General features: G+C 41.4%; 19 protein-coding genes. 13 read left to right on the top strand and 6 right to left on the bottom strand.

All coding sequences use genetic code 11. The features are described from left to right. Positions 1-55 precede the first annotated feature (55 nt). The 3 genes from tatA to NPUN_RS29470 form a co-directional block, all read right to left on the bottom strand. Entirely contained in the window at positions 56-229 is a 174-nt protein-coding gene (gene tatA / locus NPUN_RS29480; protein ID WP_012412063.1) for a twin-arginine translocase TatA/TatE family subunit, read from the bottom strand. 418 nt (positions 230-647) lie between these two features. After that, entirely contained in the window at positions 648-1,694 is a 1,047-nt protein-coding gene (locus tag NPUN_RS29475; protein WP_012412062.1) for a hypothetical protein, read from the bottom strand. A 189-nt stretch (positions 1,695-1,883) separates the two neighbouring features. Beyond that, entirely contained in the window at positions 1,884-3,287 is a 1,404-nt protein-coding gene (locus NPUN_RS29470; RefSeq protein WP_012412061.1) for a serine/threonine protein kinase, read from the bottom strand. 95 nt (positions 3,288-3,382) lie between these two features. Between NPUN_RS29470 and cbiT the strand changes: the two genes are divergently transcribed. Both cbiT and NPUN_RS29460 read left to right on the top strand, forming a co-directional pair. Continuing rightward, positions 3,383-3,985, top strand: coding sequence for a precorrin-6Y C5,15-methyltransferase subunit CbiT (gene cbiT, locus NPUN_RS29465; protein ID WP_012412060.1), 603 nt, complete (start codon positions 3,383-3,385; stop codon positions 3,983-3,985). 195 nt (positions 3,986-4,180) lie between these two features. Continuing rightward, positions 4,181-5,062, top strand: a complete 882-nt coding sequence (locus tag NPUN_RS29460; RefSeq protein WP_041565708.1) for a phosphatidate cytidylyltransferase — start codon at positions 4,181-4,183, stop codon at positions 5,060-5,062. A gap of 236 nt (positions 5,063-5,298) precedes the next feature. Here the strand turns inward: NPUN_RS29460 and NPUN_RS29455 are convergent, their stop codons facing one another. Continuing rightward, positions 5,299-6,015 carry an LmeA family phospholipid-binding protein gene (locus tag NPUN_RS29455; RefSeq protein WP_012412058.1) on the bottom strand — a complete coding sequence of 239 codons (717 nt, stop codon included), beginning with the start codon at positions 6,013-6,015 and terminating at the stop codon, positions 5,299-5,301. 133 nt (positions 6,016-6,148) lie between these two features. Here NPUN_RS29455 and NPUN_RS29450 point away from each other — a divergent pair, with 133 nt between their 5' ends. Both NPUN_RS29450 and NPUN_RS29445 read left to right on the top strand, forming a co-directional pair. Further along, entirely contained in the window at positions 6,149-6,907 is a 759-nt protein-coding gene (locus NPUN_RS29450; RefSeq protein WP_012412057.1) for a pseudouridine synthase, read from the top strand. Positions 6,908-6,936: 29 nt separating this feature from the next. Beyond that, the gene (locus NPUN_RS29445) at positions 6,937-7,749 is read left to right on the top strand and encodes a helix-turn-helix domain-containing protein (protein WP_012412056.1); all 813 of its coding nucleotides are present in this window, start codon (positions 6,937-6,939) and stop codon (positions 7,747-7,749) included. 113 nt (positions 7,750-7,862) lie between these two features. Here the strand turns inward: NPUN_RS29445 and malQ are convergent, their stop codons facing one another. Next, on the bottom strand, positions 7,863-9,371 hold the full coding sequence (malQ, locus tag NPUN_RS29440) for a 4-alpha-glucanotransferase (RefSeq protein WP_012412055.1): 1,509 nt from the start codon (positions 9,369-9,371) through the stop codon (positions 7,863-7,865). A 28-nt stretch (positions 9,372-9,399) separates the two neighbouring features. On the opposite strand from malQ, the gene NPUN_RS42210 reads away from it, so the two are divergent. The 3 genes from NPUN_RS42210 (at position 9,400) to NPUN_RS29430 (ending at position 11,694) form a co-directional block, all read left to right on the top strand. After that, a complete protein-coding gene (locus tag NPUN_RS42210) occupies positions 9,400-9,546 on the top strand; it encodes a hypothetical protein (RefSeq protein WP_167315676.1) in 147 nt (48 codons plus the stop codon). 119 nt (positions 9,547-9,665) lie between these two features. Further along, positions 9,666-10,097 (top strand): NUDIX domain-containing protein, encoded by a 432-nt coding sequence (locus tag NPUN_RS29435; protein WP_012412054.1) that lies wholly within the window; start codon positions 9,666-9,668, stop codon positions 10,095-10,097. Positions 10,098-10,365: 268 nt separating this feature from the next. After that, on the top strand, positions 10,366-11,694 hold the full coding sequence (locus tag NPUN_RS29430) for an IS701-like element ISNpu6 family transposase (RefSeq protein WP_012412053.1): 1,329 nt from the start codon (positions 10,366-10,368) through the stop codon (positions 11,692-11,694). A gap of 77 nt (positions 11,695-11,771) precedes the next feature. Here the strand turns inward: NPUN_RS29430 and NPUN_RS29425 are convergent, their stop codons facing one another. Then, positions 11,772-12,005, bottom strand: a complete 234-nt coding sequence (locus tag NPUN_RS29425) for a hypothetical protein (protein ID WP_012412052.1) — start codon at positions 12,003-12,005, stop codon at positions 11,772-11,774. Between the two features lie 279 nt (positions 12,006-12,284). On the opposite strand from NPUN_RS29425, the gene NPUN_RS29420 reads away from it, so the two are divergent. The 6 genes from NPUN_RS29420 to NPUN_RS29395 all read left to right on the top strand — a co-directional run bounded on the left by NPUN_RS29420 (position 12,285) and on the right by NPUN_RS29395 (position 17,697). Further along, positions 12,285-13,580: a Rid family detoxifying hydrolase gene (locus NPUN_RS29420; protein ID WP_012412051.1), complete on the top strand. Its 1,296-nt coding sequence runs from the start codon at positions 12,285-12,287 to the stop codon at positions 13,578-13,580. A gap of 152 nt (positions 13,581-13,732) precedes the next feature. Further along, positions 13,733-14,707 (top strand): phosphate/phosphite/phosphonate ABC transporter substrate-binding protein, encoded by a 975-nt coding sequence (locus tag NPUN_RS29415; protein WP_012412050.1) that lies wholly within the window; start codon positions 13,733-13,735, stop codon positions 14,705-14,707. Between the two features lie 152 nt (positions 14,708-14,859). Next, positions 14,860-15,594 carry a phosphonate ABC transporter ATP-binding protein gene (locus NPUN_RS29410; protein ID WP_012412049.1) on the top strand — a complete coding sequence of 245 codons (735 nt, stop codon included), beginning with the start codon at positions 14,860-14,862 and terminating at the stop codon, positions 15,592-15,594. Positions 15,595-15,697: 103 nt separating this feature from the next. Next, a complete protein-coding gene (phnE, locus tag NPUN_RS29405) occupies positions 15,698-16,492 on the top strand; it encodes a phosphonate ABC transporter, permease protein PhnE (RefSeq protein ID WP_012412048.1) in 795 nt (264 codons plus the stop codon). Positions 16,493-16,576: 84 nt separating this feature from the next. Further along, positions 16,577-17,050, top strand: coding sequence for a hypothetical protein (locus tag NPUN_RS29400; protein ID WP_012412047.1), 474 nt, complete (start codon positions 16,577-16,579; stop codon positions 17,048-17,050). A gap of 230 nt (positions 17,051-17,280) precedes the next feature. Beyond that, the gene (locus tag NPUN_RS29395; RefSeq protein ID WP_012412046.1) at positions 17,281-17,697 is read left to right on the top strand and encodes a hypothetical protein; all 417 of its coding nucleotides are present in this window, start codon (positions 17,281-17,283) and stop codon (positions 17,695-17,697) included. Positions 17,698-17,712 lie beyond the last annotated feature (15 nt).

Here is a 17,712-nt window from a genome sequence, read left to right as displayed (position 1 = left end):
AAGAGTCTCAAGTTCAGCATTTCAAAGTTTTTCAGCCTTGACTCTTGACTATTGACTATTGTTTTTCTTCTTCTGAATTAGTTTCATCACTGGGGGTTTTCATCTCCTCCTTAAAACCTCGTAGGGTTTTGCCTAGTGCAGTGCCCAATTCGGGAATTTTTTTAGGGCCAAAAATTAGAATAGCGACTATGGTAATTACAGCGATTTCTGGCCATCCTAGTCCAAACATATAAATTTCCTCTAAGGCATCTCTAATTAAATATAGACATTGATGGCTCAAATCTGATGATTTAGGGGCAAACAAGAGGTAAGGAAGTAGGGAGTAAGGGGAATAGTTCAAGCAACGATTGACCCCGCTTGTTGCTCTAGTGGTCTGTCCCATTAAATTTGATTCGCCTATCAAATTTAAATTTCTCTTCTTTCCTTCTTCCTCTGCGCTCTACCCTTCGGGAAGCCACTTCTCTATGAGACGCTCCGCGAACGTGTCTATGCGTCCTTCTCTAACGAGACACTGCGCGTAGCTTGCTTCACCGTAGGAGTATGCGGTTCGTTCTCTTATAGTCATTTCCATTGAATCAGGGAAGATTACGCTAGGGGTTGCGCGTGAGGACAGAGAAACTGCGTAAAGCTTCCTATTATTTTTGAAGTTAAAAGATAAGCTTATCTTTCTTTTGCTTAGAATCTAAAGGTATCAATTCAACCAAGGCGAAGGGAATGATACATAGAGCCCATAAGAAATATTGTAAGAATAATACTGAATTAAAATACAAAAATATCATCATAATTATTGTGGAAGATACAAACATACTCACCTTTTCTTTCAGGAAACTTAGGTAAAGCATTCCCATCAGAAATAGCATGAGAAACTTGGCTCTTAATCCTACAATCCAGGTGAATTTATTAGAAAAAATAACATCTACAGAGGGTGCAGCCCCTATATGCAAACTTTCTAAACGTGTTGCAGAAAACAAGATGGATTTGAAGAAGCCTTCAGCATTCCAAATCAGAAAAGGTAATGATGTTAAAAGAGGAATGCTTAAAATAATAAAAAATCCCCAAACTAAATTTTTACCCCGCTTATTTCCTACTCCATTTTTCCATAAGTAGATGAGATACAAAGGCAGCAGGAATATTGCAATCTGTTTAATTCCCAAAGAGATACTAAACATAAGTAAAGAAAGTTTAGTCTTCTCTTTCAAAAGGACTAAAGACAATAGTAAAAAAAATATCGCTGCAAATTCCAGATGGTGAACACGTACTATATAGATACTCCAGCGACCTAATAAAAGAATTGTAGAGGCTACAAAGCCAAGTATCCATAAACCTCGTATCTGGAAATATCTCAATGTTAAGGCAACGATACCAATATGGAAGGCAAAAGAAATAGGTCGCCACAAATATAACCAATCACGAAAATCTCGGAAACCAAGCTTTTGAACTAGCGCAGAGAAAAGGTAGGCAAGTGGGAAATAAGTTGCATATTTATCATTGACCCTCATGTCACCTAACAAAACCCTAGCATAAGGATTTTCTCCAGCAATAATCCTCTTGCCTTCCAACCAAATAAAGTAAATATCATCCCCCTTTAAAGAATCGGGAGGCGTTAGCCAGAATTTAATATGTATTAACAAACCCGCAAAAACCAGGGGCATAAGTAGAAGCCAATATTTTTTATCCCATCTATATATTGACATGGTGAATTATTTGGAAATTAAGTTAGTCAATAGGATAGCGAATTTTACGTTGGTGTTGTTCACCAGTCTTTCAATCGCGAGATTTACCCCGTAGTTTTGGCTACCGAGTAGGAGTAGAAATTAATGAATTTAGGTCAAGTATGGTTGAAGCAAAATTGGACACATTGAACAAAGCGATCGCTAGCTCGACTAACTTCCCATTGGCTTGGTAATTGGCAAACCCAACCAATCACTTAATTCATGAGCTAACCATTCAAGTTCTACTTCGGATTTAATACCGATATCGTTTCCACCAAGCTGATATTTTTGTACTCCTGAGCAAATATATAATTCTGCTGGAACGGCAATTCTAGTGCCATCAGAATTTTTAGTAAAATGTTTGGGAATGTAAACTAACTTATTAATACTTTGCCTTGACGATGCACGGGGGCGATAAAATTTCCAACTAAACAACTCCCAACTTAGGGTAATTTGTTCTGCATTCAGGCGTAAGCAGATGCGTCCACATAAATGAAAGAGAAGTTTATACACCATGAGAAAGCCAGCACCCCAAAAAGGAAGTGAGAACAAAGCAAAGGGGATGTTGACAGGAAAAGGAATAGAGAGTGCGCCAATTGTCCAAAAGAGGATAAATGAATTCCAGACGATCGCAAATAAACCTGTGAATATTATTGATGGATCAAAACCAGATGGTGGAACGATAATTTCTAGAGAATCCCCATTTTTGGTTAATTGAATCTTACTCCCATCTGGTTTACCTACAACCAAAGTAGGCAAGTTTGTCGTTTGTGATTTGTCTAAAGCTGCGAGCGCACCAGCAGCAGAACTAAAACGCCTCTCTAGACTGGGTTGAGTCATTTGCTGCAACCAGCGAGTCAATTCAGGACTCACATTAGCCACCTGTTCAAACTGAATACGAAAATCTTTTTGGGGTAAATCGGCTGGATGAGTACCCGTCACTAAATAAATTAAAGTTGCACCTAAGCTATAAAGATCGGAAGCCGGAACCGTGCGTCCGCCAAATTGCTCCTGTGGCATATACCCATAGCTTCCCACCACAGTCCTAGTTCCACCTTCTGTAGCAAGAACAGTTTGCACCGAGCCAAAATCTACTAGGTAAACTTTACCAACACTGTTACCAGAACGCTCTCCCAATAAAATATTGCTAGGCTTAATATCACGATGGATAACAGGCGGATATAACCCATGTAGATAAATGAGAATTTCTAAAAGTGCTTTGGCTATCTCTTTGACTTCTACTTCGGTAAAAGTCCGGCCAGATTGGACGTATTGCTCTAAAGTTTTTGCTGGGATATAACTTTGTACTAGGGCAAATCCTTTGATGGTGGGTGAATTTACCTCAAAATAGTCTAAATAGCGAGGTATTAAGGGATGTGACAAAGATTTTAGAGTTTCAGCTTCTCGCTCAAACAGCTTGAGTGAATCCCATTCAAAGTCACTACTAAAAGAGAGTAACTTAATAACAACTAATTCCTGAGTGTTCCAATCACGAGCTACAAGCGTCCGTCGCCCTGCTTTTTTGCCTAATAGCTGCTGAACTTGATAGCGTTCGCCTAATATTTCACCAATCATTATGGTTTCTTATAATGCTACGTTTGAAAAGTTTTTATAGCTTATGACTTTTCAATTTCGGCAAATCCATATCTTTAGTATAATTGCGTAATTCTATGCCCTCCCAACTTTGGCCTTATATTACCCCTGGTATTCCTGATGAACTGTTCGAGCATTTGCCAGGAATTCCCCTGAGTCAGCGAGAAGTCCGGCTACTGTTAATTGCCCAACTGCGACTAACATCAGATTCTGTATTGTGGGATATTGGTGCAGGGACAGGTACAATCCCCGTAGAAGTGGGGCTATTGTGTCCAAAGGGTCAAATTATTGCTATAGAAAGGGATGAAGAAGTAGCTAATCTGATCAAGCGCAACTGCGAGCGCTTTGAAGTTAAAAACGTCGAAGTTATTGAAGGTAGTGCCCCAGAGTGTTTACATGACCTCAAAGTTGCTCCTCACCGCGTTTGTATTGAGGGAGGAAGACCTATCCAGGATATTCTGCAAGCAGCATGGCATTATTTGCCACCATCCGGTCGGGTTGTAGCTACAGCTGCTAATCTAGAAAGTCTGTATGCTATTTCTCAAAGCTTTTCTCTGTTAAGGGCTAGAAATATCGAAGTTGTTCAATCTGCGGTTAACCGCTTAGAGACGCGCGGCTTTTCTCAAACCTTTACTGCCGTTGATCCCATTTTTATCCTCAGTGGTGAGAAACTGGATTAGAGAATGGAGAATGGGGAATGGGGAATGGGGAATGGGGCATTGGAAGAGGCGGCAATAGACAGAAGGGGGAAAACAAATATGAGGAAGCAGGGGAAGCAGCGGAAGAAAGAATAACTGATTAATTAATGTCCAATGCCAATACCTAATACCCTATGCCCAATACCCAATTCCCAATGCCCAATATTTAATACTTCTATGCCTTGGTCTCGGATTATTAGTGGAATTGTTGCGATCGCTCTTGCTCTTTCTGTTACCCTTTTGGGTGGCTGGTACTTTACCATCATGTTTGCGGTTGTCATCTTTTTGGGTCAACAGGAATATTTTAATTTGGTGCGAGCCAGAGGCATCGCTCCCGCCGCTAAAACCACTATGGCTGTCAGCCTATTTTTGCTAGTAATTTGTACTATTGATGGCAGTTTAGCTGACGCTGTGATGCCCTTAGCTGGCACACTTATCTGTTTTTACCTGTTATTTCAGCCCAAATTTGCCACGATCGCCGATGTTTCTGCTTCTATAATGGGGCTATTTTACGTAGGTTATTTGCCGAGTTACTGGGTACGATTACGAGCAATTGATAGTGCCGTTTTTAGCAATCTACCTTTAGGGGGTTACTGGCCTACAACCTGGGCAGACTTCTGGGAAAAGGCAAGTTATGCTTCTTTACCACAAGGTTTTACAGCAACAATGCTGACTTTTTTGTGTATTTGGGCAGCTGATATTGGTGCTTACACCATTGGCAAATTCTTTGGGAAAACCCGTCTGTCTGAGATTAGCCCCAAGAAAACTGTAGAAGGTGCTGTATTTGGCATTACTTCAAGTGTTGCTGTAGCCATAGCAGGAGCCTATTATCTCCACTTGCCCAGATCCTTGTTGACTGGTTTAGCATTGGGTTTGTTGATTGGCATTGCTAGTCTTTTAGGGGATCTTACCGAGTCTATGCTCAAGCGGGATGCTGGAGTCAAAGATTCTGGACAGTTAATTCCCGGTCACGGTGGTATTTTAGACCGTACTGATAGTTATATTTTCACAGCACCTTTGGTTTATTATTTTGTGACACTACTGTTGCCGCTACTATAGAGCTTTTGGGGTGAGTTAAAAAGAGGCAGGGGGAAGGGAGCAGGGGAGACAGGGGAAAAGATGATGCTATTAGTCCTTCTGCAAGGGTTTCAGTCCCCTACATTGATGTATCACTTATGTATAGGGATTTTACCCTAGGTTTGAGTCCCCTAACCCTTTTGCTCTTGTTCTCCTCATCCCCTGAGAGGCACTACGTTATTTAAAATGGCATATTACTATTTTTTAATTTTTCACGATCAAGGATTAACGTTAATCTGCCCTCGACACACCAGTTTGCCTGGGATCAACGTTAGTTCTTGGATATCGACATCTGAGCCAAGATCCAGATTGTGCTCATGATTGTCGTCTAATATATCTCCCTCGTGGGGCTTGATTTTTATTTGTGTCAGTTGCAACTCATGTCCACTAAGTAACTGTAAGCCGCCCAGACAAATCTCTAGAGGCATTGTTTCAGTATTGGTTACTCTCAAGCCTCGCAGTATAATTTGATTGTTATCAAGGATAATTTCTTGCCAGTTTATTGGTTGTGACTTAGGGAAATGTGTTGGTAAAACCTTAACCAGCAAATCGCTCAAAGCAGTTGATAATAAGTCAGATGAGAGAGAAGCATTCAAATCATTCTCGTCTACGATCAAATCACCAACCACTGATACTCTTTCTAACAGTTGTAATGGCTTTCCCTTAAGTACGGAACCAATGTTTATCTGAATATTTTCTGCCGTTAATTGAATTTGTGTAATTAGGAGACCTTGATAAACTGCATGACTAGCAAAAATAGATACCAAGGGGATACGCCCAGAGAGAAGTTGGCGATCGCTTGCTTTAATCTCCACTTCTAATTCTGAGATTTGGCTCACTTGCGCTCTTAACCAGAGCTTTAGGGCTTTTGTGAGTATCTGCGTAATTATGCGGGTTTTATTTGCATTTGTAGTTTGAGAATTGTACTCTGGCATCTAAGCAATCTGTTTATGAGTATTTGCTCAACAACTGGACAGAAATTAAACAAGTCTTAAATGTAACATTTATGCCTACTCGCTACAAAATGCAAATATCATTTAATTGTTAACAGTAAATCAGCAATTCCAGATGGAGGAACGGTTACAAAAAATTCTTGCTCAATGGGGCATCGCCTCACGTCGTGAAGCTGAAGAAATGATTAGGCACTCACGGGTGCAAATCAATGGGAAATTGGCACATTTAGGTCAAAAGGTTGATCCCCAAAAAGATGCGATCGCCATTGATGGTAAAACTTTATCCGAAAAGCAGCGTCCGGCTTTAATATATCTATTGCTACATAAACCTGCGGGAGTGGTTTCGACTTGCTACGACCCTCACCGAAGAAAAACAGTCCTGGATTTACTACCGAAAGAATTACGGGAGGGTTCAGGTATTCACCCAGTTGGGCGTTTAGATGCAGACTCTACAGGAGCATTAATCCTGACAAATGACGGAAATCTGACATTTGGACTAACCCATCCCCGCCACAGCATTTCCAAAACATATCGTGTTTTGGTCAAAGGACATCCCCCAGAAGTAGTACTGCAAATGTGGCGTGAGGGTGTGGTGTTAGAGGGTAGAAAAACCAGGGCCGCTGAGGTACACCTAATAGAACATCGTGCCGAACAAAGCTTTTTAGAAATAGTGTTGCAGGAGGGAAGAAATCGCCAAATCCGCCGGATAGCTCAACAGTTAGGATACCCAGTAATCAAGCTGCATCGAACTGCTATCGGCCCAATTCAATTACAAACTCCAAAAGAACCCTTATTGTCAGAGGGTAAATATCGTTCCCTCACCGATCGTGAAATTCGCTTTTTGCAAGATCAGATAACGCAACCTAATTATTGATTCAGTGGAGTTAAGGAGTGTCAGTAGGCATGAAATGGCTAAGAAAGAAGAATAATCACCAGCCATCGCTTTCAATAGAGCAACAACGAACCGAAAAGTTGGCAGAATTGGGCGCTCAACTTTGGGCTTTGCGTCAAGAACAGGGCCTATCTCTAGAGCAAGTAGTTGTATTAACCAGAATTCCCCAGCGATTATTACAGGCGATCGAAGAAGGTAATTTAAACGATCTCCCAGAACCAATCTATATTCAAGGTTTGATCAGGCAATTTGCCGATGCTCTAGGCTTGAATGGAGTAGAATTTTCTGGCACTTTTCCGATCAGTTCTGCACAATTAAATCCTCAAGGTATGGGGAATACTTCACCCATTAATCAACTACGTCCGATTCATCTTTACTTTCTTTACATCTTGCTAATCGTATGCTCTGTAAATGGCTTATCTCAGTTATTAAATAACGCGGTACTACAAGCAAGTAATAGCCAAAACCAAATATACCCAAAACAAAAGTCCATTGTTAAACCAGAACCAACCCAACCAAAAGATTCACTAAAAGTTCAACCTGTCAGCGATACTCTTAGCAGCATTGAACAGGGACAAGTTGTACAGATTGGTGTGACTTTGAAAGCGTCATCCTGGATTCGCGTCATAGCCGATGGCAAAACCGAGTTTGAGGGTATTCTCCCAGAGGGAACTCACCGGATTTGGAAAGCTCAAGAGCAACTGACAGTGAAAACTGATAATGCTGGTGGTGTATTGATGAGCGTCAATCAAGAGAAAGCCAAAGAAATGGGAGAGCCAGGGAAAGAGGAAGAAGTTAGGATTGCTGCCAAGCCTAAGTTTTAAGATGAGGGAGATGAGGAGGATGAGGGGGACAAGGAGACAAGGAGACAAGGAGGCATTTACGCCTCCCTCTCCCTTATCTCACTTGTCTGCCTTGTCTCCCGACTCCCCACTTCTCAATTTTCTTGGGGGGCGCGTCCATTAAGTCTGGTAAGAACTTTTAAGCGATCGCGTAATTCATCTCTCAACGCTTCTGCTTGATAGCGCCACCCCCAGTTACCCTCAGCAGTACTAGGAAAATTCATCCGCGCTTCGTTTCCTAATCCCAAAACATCTTGCAAGGGAATAATCGCTTGGTTGGCTATGGAACTCAAAGCTAGGCGAATCAGATCCCAGTGAATACCTTCAGGGCTAACACAACCTAAATAAAGCAACAAATTGTGCTTTTCGTAGTCGTTAGCTGAATTGAACCAGCCTACAGTTGTGTCATTATCGTGAGTGCCAGTATAAACTACAGCATTTCGCGGGTAATTGAATGGTAAGAATGGATTACCGGGATCAGAACCAAAGGCAAACTGCAAAACCTTCATCCCCGGAAATTCATACTTATCTCGTAGCGCTTCTACTTCTAATGTAATTACTCCCAAATCTTCTGCCAAGACGGGTAGCTTACCTAATTTTTGTCTAATCGCTTCAAAAAAAGCGTCTCCAGGCGCTTCCACCCATTTGCCATTCATGGCAGTTTCTTCGCCTTTGGGTACTGACCAATAAGCTTCGAAGCCCCGGAAATGGTCAATGCGAATTATATCTACATAATCCAGCATTGCCTCAAAGCGCTGTACCCACCATTTAAAGTCTTGTTTTTGTAATTCCTCCCAGTTATAAACTGGGTTGCCCCACAATTGACCGGTGGCGCTAAAGTAATCTGGTGGGACTCCCGCCATTTGAGCAGCTTCTCCTGTCTCTTCATCTAAGCAAAAGATGTTGGGATGTGCCCACACATCGGCACTATCATGAGATACGTAAATCGGGATATCGCCGATAATGTCAATACCGCGCATATTGGCGTAGCTTTTCAGGTCTGACCACTGCCGGAAAAACTCAAATTGGACGAACTTGTAATAGAAAATATCTCCATTGAGCCGCTCCTCTGCTTGAGCTAATGCTTCGGGTTTACGCTTGACAAATTCTGGCTCCCATGTATGCCAGCTTGCATTTTCGTGGGCATCTTTCAGCGCCATAAATAAGGCGTAATTCTCTAGCCAGTAAGCTTTACTGTCGCAAAAACCTGCAAACTCGTTTTTTTGGATGTCCGTAGCATTCACTTTAAAGCTTTCACAGGCTTTTTTAAGTAGCCCAATCTTAATTGGTACAACCTGGTCAAAGTCTACCTTTTCTACCGGAAATCCTGGTAAATTAGCAAAGTCTTCTTCAGTTAGCAAACCCTTATCTCGTAGTTTTTCTGGGCTAATCAACAGGGGATTTCCTGCCATTGCCGAGTAGCACATATACGGGGAATTACCATATCCAGTGGGGCCTAGGGGTAAAACTTGCCAATATTGTTGATGGCTATCTTTGAGAAAATCAATAAAGCGATAGGCTTCTAAGCCTAAATCTCCAACGCCAAATCGACTAGGAAAGGATGTAGGATGCAGCAAAATACCACTGGATCTAGGAAAAGGCATAAGTAACCTGAATTATGAGAGAGAGCAATTGTTTGATGCACACGCTACGCGATTGCCCAAGGGGCAGTGGCAAAGCCAACGCATCGAATTTATCACGGAACAGTATTTGCACGGTAAATCAAGTAAACTCATTTTGATTGTCATTTGTCCTTTGTCATTTGTCCTTTGTGAATAACTAATACTTCTCTAACGAGAAGCTACGCCAACGACTACGCGGTAGTTGAGCGCAGTCGAAACTCAGTACAAATGACCAATGACTAATGACCAATGACTAATGACCAATGACTCATAAATATGACTTACCGAAATCCTGCACCAACAGTTGATATCATCATTGAACTAGTAGATCGACCTCATCGGCCAATAGTGTTAATTGAAAGACATAATCTACCTTTAGGTTGGGCTATTCCTGGTGGGTTTGTAGATTATGGGGAAGCCGTGGAAGTGGCGGCCCGGCGAGAAGCTGAGGAAGAAACGGGCTTGCAGGTGGAATTAGTTGAACAATTACTGGTGTATTCTGACCCCAATCGCGATCCGCGTCAGCATACGATTAGCATTGTATTTTTGGCGACAGCTACGGGGGAACCAAAGGCTGGGGATGATGCCAAGGGTGTAGGAATTTTTGAGTATTGGTGTGTGCCGGGGAATTTATGTTTTGACCACGATCGCATTCTGCGCGATTATTGGCGGTATCGGCATTATGGGATACGTCCGAGGTTGGGGTAAGAGGGACGAACCGCAGAGGCGCAGAGAGCGCAGAGAGAAGAGGAGAGGAATATCTGGAATTCCCCAACATACAGTTTGTGTTAACGTTCCGTAGGAATCGGTTGGTGTTGGGAGGATGTCAAAGCCAAGATTCTAAGGCTCGTAGTTGTTGTATCCTTTGAAAATGGCTGTCTCCTGAGACGACGGTAAGGTTATCCCTCTTCTGTCACTTTCCGGGTATTCTGAATAAAAGAATAAAAAAAGAAAACCTTGAAAGGTAAGTGGGGCAATGGATGTAGAGTTACAAATACTGAAACATTTGGCAAGAGATGCCCACCCAACAGTTGCCATCATAGATGAATATTGTGCAGATTATAAAGACCTATTTAAGGAAGTAAGAAATTATGAGTGTTTCAAATATTTACACTTAGGAATCATATCAACAATAAAAAGGAAATCATTACCAGAGATAGCGAAGGTAGTAAGTATAAACTCAGCCCAATCATTACATCATTTCCTGGCAAATTCAGATTGGTCAGTAGATGAATTAAAACAACGAAGATTAAATAAACTTAAGCAAGTATTGAATGGTCAGGCGATTACAGTAGTAATAGATGAAACTGGAGATAGAAAAAAAGGTAAAAAGACTGACTATGTGGCGAGACAATACTTAGGAAGTGTGGGAAAAATTGATAATGGAATAGTTTCAGTCAATGCTTATGGAGTTTACTCTAATATAACCTTTCCATTAATGGTAAAAGTGTTTAAACCAAAAGGGACGCTGAAAGAGGGAGATAAATATAAAACTAAAATAGAGTTAGCGTCAGAAATGATTACAGAGTTAATGGAAGAGGGCTTTCAGATTGAACTGGTACTGGCAGATAGTTTATATGGTGAAAGTAGCCAATTTATTAGAAAACTGGATGAATATAACTTAGCCTATGTGGTAGCAATTAGAAGTAATCATGGAGTCTGGTTGCCAGCAGGGCAAAGTGTTAGAGCAAACAATTGGTGTAAATTTGAGAGAACATTTAGTAATCAAAAATCAGAGACTAGATACATTAGAGAAATAATTTATGGTAAAAAAAGAACCATAACTTACTGGGAAATAACTACTGACCCAGAAACCATGCCAGAAAATTCTACCTCCTTCGTGATGACGAATCTTCAAGGGAATTTGAAAAAGACTTTAGGCGACTTATATGGATTAAGAACCTGGGTTGAATATGGTTTTCGACAGTGTAAACAAGAACTAGGCTGGACAGATTATCGTTTCACAAATTTTCAACATATTGAGAGGTGGTGGGAGATTATTTTTTGCGTTTACACGATGATTAGTTTGAATTCTCCAGCCTTGTTAGCCTTAAATCAATCTCGCCAAATTGAGGCTGAGGGGCAAAGAACTAGTCATATTGACTTTTCTAATCATCAACAATGGAATCATGAATCTGGATGGAAGAATGTTTTAAATAATCTGCGTCTAATCGTCCAACCACTCTTACTATTTTGGTTGATTTATCCTTGGCTCGATATTTTCCCTAATTCACAGTTATTACTGGGATTCAATCATTTAATTGCAGCCATGAATCAATTTAAACCCTGTTATGCTTCTGGATGATTTAGCTTCTTTACTACTTCCTTATTCCGGAAAGTGACAGAAGAGGGTTATAGTGCAGAGCAGTTGATAGTACATCACTAAAATTCAGCCGAGGAACGGGTTTCGTAAACAAGCTGCAAGCACTCCTCAAAATCATCCCCTTGCCAGGTTCCGGCAAATTTTAGTAAGTCTTCTGCTTTAGAGCCTTTAAGAATTGGTGTTGCTTCCTGTATTTCTGGTTTTGTTTCATGATTGGAAGTATCATCATTTTTTTCCGTTGACAGGTCAAGAGATATTTCCTCGGTTCTTGGTTTTGTTTTGAGAAAACGCAAAAAATCTAGGTTTGGGCTAGTAGAACATCTGAGGATGATTCAATTTCTTGGAGGAGTACTTCTTTAATATTCATCAATGATGTTTTACAGTTTGTCGTAACAGTATTATACGAATGCGATCGTGATGCTGACTTGATGGCATTATGGGGATGTGTTCGAGGTTGGGATAAGAGGAACGAACCGCGAAGGCGCAAAGGGCACGAAGGAAGAAAAGAGAGGAATACCTGTGACACAAAGTTTTTGTGATTATACTGTGTCAGTGGTATTTAAAGGTGCATTATGGATGCTGAGGAACTGTTAGAGAAATACGCCGAAGGACAACGAAACTTTCAAGGAGCAGTACTGAGAAAAGCAGACCTCAGAAATACAGACCTAATGCAAATAGACTTATCTAATGCCGACCTGACTGCTGCAAATTTTAAAGGTGCAGATTTAACTAAAGCAAATCTGACAAACGCAAAAATTAACGGAACCGATTTCAGTAAAGCATCCCTATCAGGTGCAAATTTGAGTGAGGTGAATGGTTCAGAGCTTTGGGAGAATCGAAATCGGGTACAGTCATCAGCAAATTTTAATGGTGCAAACTTAACCAGTGTTAATTTCATCAGAGCAAATCTAAGTAGTGCAAACTTAAGCCATGCCAACTTAGACAAGGCAAATTTGAGTAATGCAAATTTGAGTAATACAAAACTGAGAGAAGTGTCCTTAGTAGGAGCAGATTTGAGTAATTCAACACTCAGTAGTATAGACTTTAATGGAGTTTCCTTAGTAGGAGCGGATTTGAGTAGAGCCAACTTACAGGGTGTGAACTTTCAGAAGGCAAATCTACAGGGTGCTAAACTGCAAGCTGTAAATTTACAGAATTTTAATCTATCAGGATTAAATCTGACTGGCTCTGATTTGTCTGGAGCCAATCTCGCACAAGTAAACCTCAAAGAATCTTCTCTCCAAAGAGCAAATTTGGAGAGAGCAGTTCTCCAAGGAGCAGATTTAAAAAACGTAAATTTGAAAGAAACCAATTTGACCAGAGCAGACTTGACCGATGCTGCTACTTACGGATGGCTAATTGAAGATGCTGACTTTAGCCGTGCGATAATGCCAGATGGAGAAGTTTACAAACCGATCGCAGCTGAAGCAGAAATCGGTAAACAGGAAACATCGTTAGAGAAAGTAATATCTATGACCCGTAAAGTAATTAATACTGATAACGCACCTGCACCAGTGGGTCCTTATAATCAAGCGATCGCAGCTTCAGGTCAATTTGTATTCATAGCTGGACAAATTGCCATCGATCCCCGCCTTGGTGATGTCGTCTACACTGATGATGTCAAAAAGCAAACTGAGCAGGTATTAGCTAATCTTGAAGCCATCCTCACAGCAGCCGGAGCAACTTTTCAAGACGTGGTGAAGACCACTGTATTTTTAGCTGATATGAATGATTTCGCGGCGGTGAATGCCGTTTATGCTAAATATTTCCCGGAAAATACAGCCCCAGCGCGGGCTTGTGTTCAGGTATCGCGCTTACCTAAAGATGTGTTGGTAGAGATTGATGCGATCGCTGTAATTAGCGGTTAGTGCCAATACATTCACAAAATAAGTCTACAACTCTCCAAACAAACTAGGCTTTGTTATTGACTTTTATTCTTAAAAGGCTTAAATATTTTTTAGGAGTTAATTGCAATTAATTAGCAAAAGAACTGATAAAACTTCCTAATGGAGAGTTGCAAATGAGTGTGAGGAAAAAGAGCTTATTGGGTGCTGGTGCAGCATTTGTAGTGCTTACAGGTTTAGTAGTCAGCACAGTAGGGGCTATGCAGGCAACGATCGCCAACCCCACCGCTAATCAACAAACACCACGCTTACTTGCCCAAAATCTAAAGGCTTTAACAATAATTTTTCCTAGCCGTGCTGATTCTACAGACTTGCAAAATAAGGCAAATGCGGTAGGAGCTTTTTTATCCAAAGAGTTAGGAATTCCAGTCGTCGCCCAAGTTGGTGATGATACAGCTGCTGTGGAAGCTTTGAGAGCAAACCGGGCTGATGTCGCTTTTTTAAGTAGCCGTCCGGCTTTGAAAGCGAAACAATTAGCAAACGCCAGCTTGTATCTAGCCGAAGTTCGTCCTACTTATTCTGGAAGATACACCTATAGCTCAACATTTGTTGTTCCTAAGAATAGTCCCCTAAAAACTCAAAATTCAGCTAAAGCCACTTTGGAACAACTGCGGGGCAAAAAAATTGCTTTTACTTCCCCTACTTCTGGCTCTGGGTTTATTATCCCTGTCGCTGAGTTGGTCAAACAAAAATTTGTACCCAACCGCGATCGCTTAGATGGTTTCTTTGGTCAAATTTCTTACGGCGGCAATTACAGCAAAGCCTTGCAAGCAGTTGTGCGCGGTCAAGCTGATGTGGCTGTTGTGTCAGAATATGCTCTCAATCCACCTTATATCACCGCAGAAGAGAAGAGTAAGTTACGGGTTCTGCACAAAATTAATGGTGTACCTGCCCACGGTATTGCCATTGATGATGATGTTCCAGCTCCAACACGGGAAAAAATCATCAACGGTTTACTGAAATTAAATAAGTCGCAAAATAATAAATTGCTAACCGACTTGTATAATTCCACAGAGTTAGTGCGAATTGACCACGATCGTCACCTAGCAACTATCCGTAATGCTCTGCAAATTGCTGGCATTGAACCATAATTCAGAATTCAGAATTCAGAATTTAGAATTCACCAATCTTGACCTCTCTACGAGACGCGGCGCTATCCGCGTTTTCGGTCAAAATTCATTCTGTTAGCGGTAGCGGGGCGTTTAGCCCATTCTGACTCCTGAATTCTGTTCAATAAATTTCTATGAATGATTATGTTATTGAGTGTCATAACCTAGAGACAGCTTATACTCCATCTCTCAATCGTCCTATTCTCAACGGGATTAATTGCCAGATTAAACGCGGTGAATTTGTCGTTTTGCTGGGGCTAAACGGTGCTGGTAAGTCTACATTACTACGATCGCTAGTTGGATTAGTGCCATCAGTGAGAGGAGAAGTGATCGTCAATAATGTTGAGATGAATTCCCGAACACTGCCAAAGATTCGGCGCGATGTTGGGATGTTATTTCAAGGTGGTGGATTGATTCGGCAGTTATCAGCACTGGAAAATGTCTTATGCGGATGCCTTGGTAAAAGAACAACTTGGCAAACACTGTTGGGATTTTCCAAACGCGATCGCTTTTTGGCACTAAATTTATTAGAACAGTTAGGACTGGGAGAGTTAGCTTTTCAAAAAACCAGTCAATTAAGTGGCGGACAGCAACAACGAGTAGCGATCGCCCGGACTTTAATTCAATCACCGCAAATTCTCTTAGTCGATGAACCCATCACTGGCTTAGATATTGTCGCATCGCAACAAGTCATGGAAACTCTATCTGAATTGCACACTGAGCAAGGTATGACTATTGTCGCAGTTCTGCACGATTTGGGAATCGCAGAAAAATACGCAGGGCAAGCGATCGTCTTAGATGCTGGACGCGTCGTTTACCAAGGACTTTGTGACAACTTACAAGCTCAATTTGCTAGAGTTTCCGCTTGAGTAAGATTTGATTTAACAAAACAGAATACATACGTCAGTCGCCAGAATTCAAAATTTATTCTGACTCTTGGATTCTGACTCCTGAATTCTTCTTCAATACAATATGAGTTATTTTTTTAAGTCAAAACGCTTACGTTTCTACCCTTGGCTGAGTTCTCTACTCATTTTATTAATTGTGGTAGTAGTTTATGGTTGGGCTTTGCGAGGACTCAAACTCGATTTTGAACTGCTAAGTTCTAGCTGGCCATACATCACCGATTTTATTACCCGGTTATTTCCTCCCGATTGGAAAGTTTTAGATATTGCAGTTAAAGCATTAATTGAAACTGTACAGATGTCTTTATGGGGAACTACCATTGGGGCAATTCTTTCTGTACCGATTGCTATAGCTAGCTCCAGCAACGTTGCGCCTGGGTGGTTGCGATCGCTAGCTAATTTACTGCAAAATACTGTACGTTCTGTCCCCTCAATTATTCTGGGGCTAATTTTTGTTGCCGCCACTGGCTTAGGCGCACCAGCAGGAACTTTAGCTTTAGGAATCTACACCATCGGCTACCTTGCCAAATTTTATCAACAGGCAATTGAAGCGGTTGATCCGCGTTCTCTTGAATCCTTGCAAGTTATCGGAGCCTCGAAGTTACAGATTGCTCAATACGGCATTCTCCCGCAAGTACTACCTCTGGGATTGGGTTACACCTTTTGGATGTTTGAGTACAACATCCGTGCTGCTTCTGTCTTGGGTGTAGTTGGTGCAGGTGGTATTGGCTTTCAGTTAAAAAGTTACATCGATGGGTTTGAGTACACAAAAGCAACAACCATGATGTTAGTGCTTTTGGTTGTCGTCACAGTAATTGATGCTTTTAGTAGCCAATTACGTCATCGGCTCGATTCTATGTAGTATTTAATTGTTAATTTTAAATTTGAGGCAAAGCCATATAACTTTGGGAATACTGAAATTAAGTACCCTAAAGGAGTATTAAAAATGGCAGAGAATCGCATCAGTGCCAGTCTAGCCCCAGCAGATAAAGAAGCAGTCATGCAAGCGATCGCTACAATTAGAGAAAAGTTACCGTTTTTAATTGATTTGACTACTGAAGACCGACGCACCATAGTCAAGATGGGAGATAAAAGTCGGGCTTTTGTCAGTAAAGCTTTAGAAGTGGCGACACAGAACCCTAACTTTTTGCCTCGTTATTTTGATTTGGAAGAGATGCGCCGGGACTTGGAAATATATGAAGATTTGTATCCGGTGCTGTTGTCTCTAACCCAACTGCAAGAACTGGTGGATGATACTTGTATAGCGGCTGGTAGTGAAGCTTATGCAGCAGCATTAGCAATTTATAGCTATGCCAAAGCTAGCGGTGATGTTACAGGTTTAGATGCAGTAATTGATGAGATGGGACGCAGGTTTAGCCGCCGTTCCAAGAAAAAGAAACCCGAAGCCGCAGCTAGCTAAAGCCTAAAATCGGCGATGCCTGCGGCTGGCTGCGCCTACGTCGCAGTTATAAATTTGGGTGCAATACACGTTACTCGTAGGGAAGTACACCCGTGCTTCCCTACCATATTTTGTATCTAATACCAATTTAAAAAAAGAATGCAACAAATAGACCATTTGTAGAGACGCGATGAATCGCGTCTTTACCCAAGGATGTGTTGCAATCATCAATCAAAATGGTATAAAAATTTTTGCAACCCGCCCAGGCGGGTTTTGTTTGTGCAGCCGCGATTTCTAATCACCAAGTCATTTTTGAGCCTTTAAGCCTGACAGTTGAGCCTTTTATCCTCAGCGTTGAGCCTTTGAGCCTGAGAGTTGAGCCTTTGAGCCTGAGAGTTGAGCCTTTTAGCCTCAGCATTGAGCCTTTAAGCCTGACAGTTGAGCCTTTTATCCTCAACGTTGAGCCTTTGAGCCTGAGAGTTGAGCCTTTTAGCCTCAGCATTGAGCCTTTTATCCTCAACGTTGAGCCTTTTATCCTCAACGTTGAGCCTTTGAGCCTGACAACTTTAAGTAAGGTGTTGTTGTTGTACAAAAAATGCTACAACTTTTTAGTTGCAGTGACATTACTTATAAAGTCTTGTTTAAATAGATTATCTAAATACTGCTAGCCAAGCATCTATATA

The sequence above is a fragment of the Nostoc punctiforme PCC 73102 genome, assembly GCF_000020025.1.
GTDB lineage: Bacteria > Cyanobacteriota > Cyanobacteriia > Cyanobacteriales > Nostocaceae > Nostoc > Nostoc punctiforme.
This window is presented reverse-complemented; position numbering and strand designations above follow the sequence as displayed.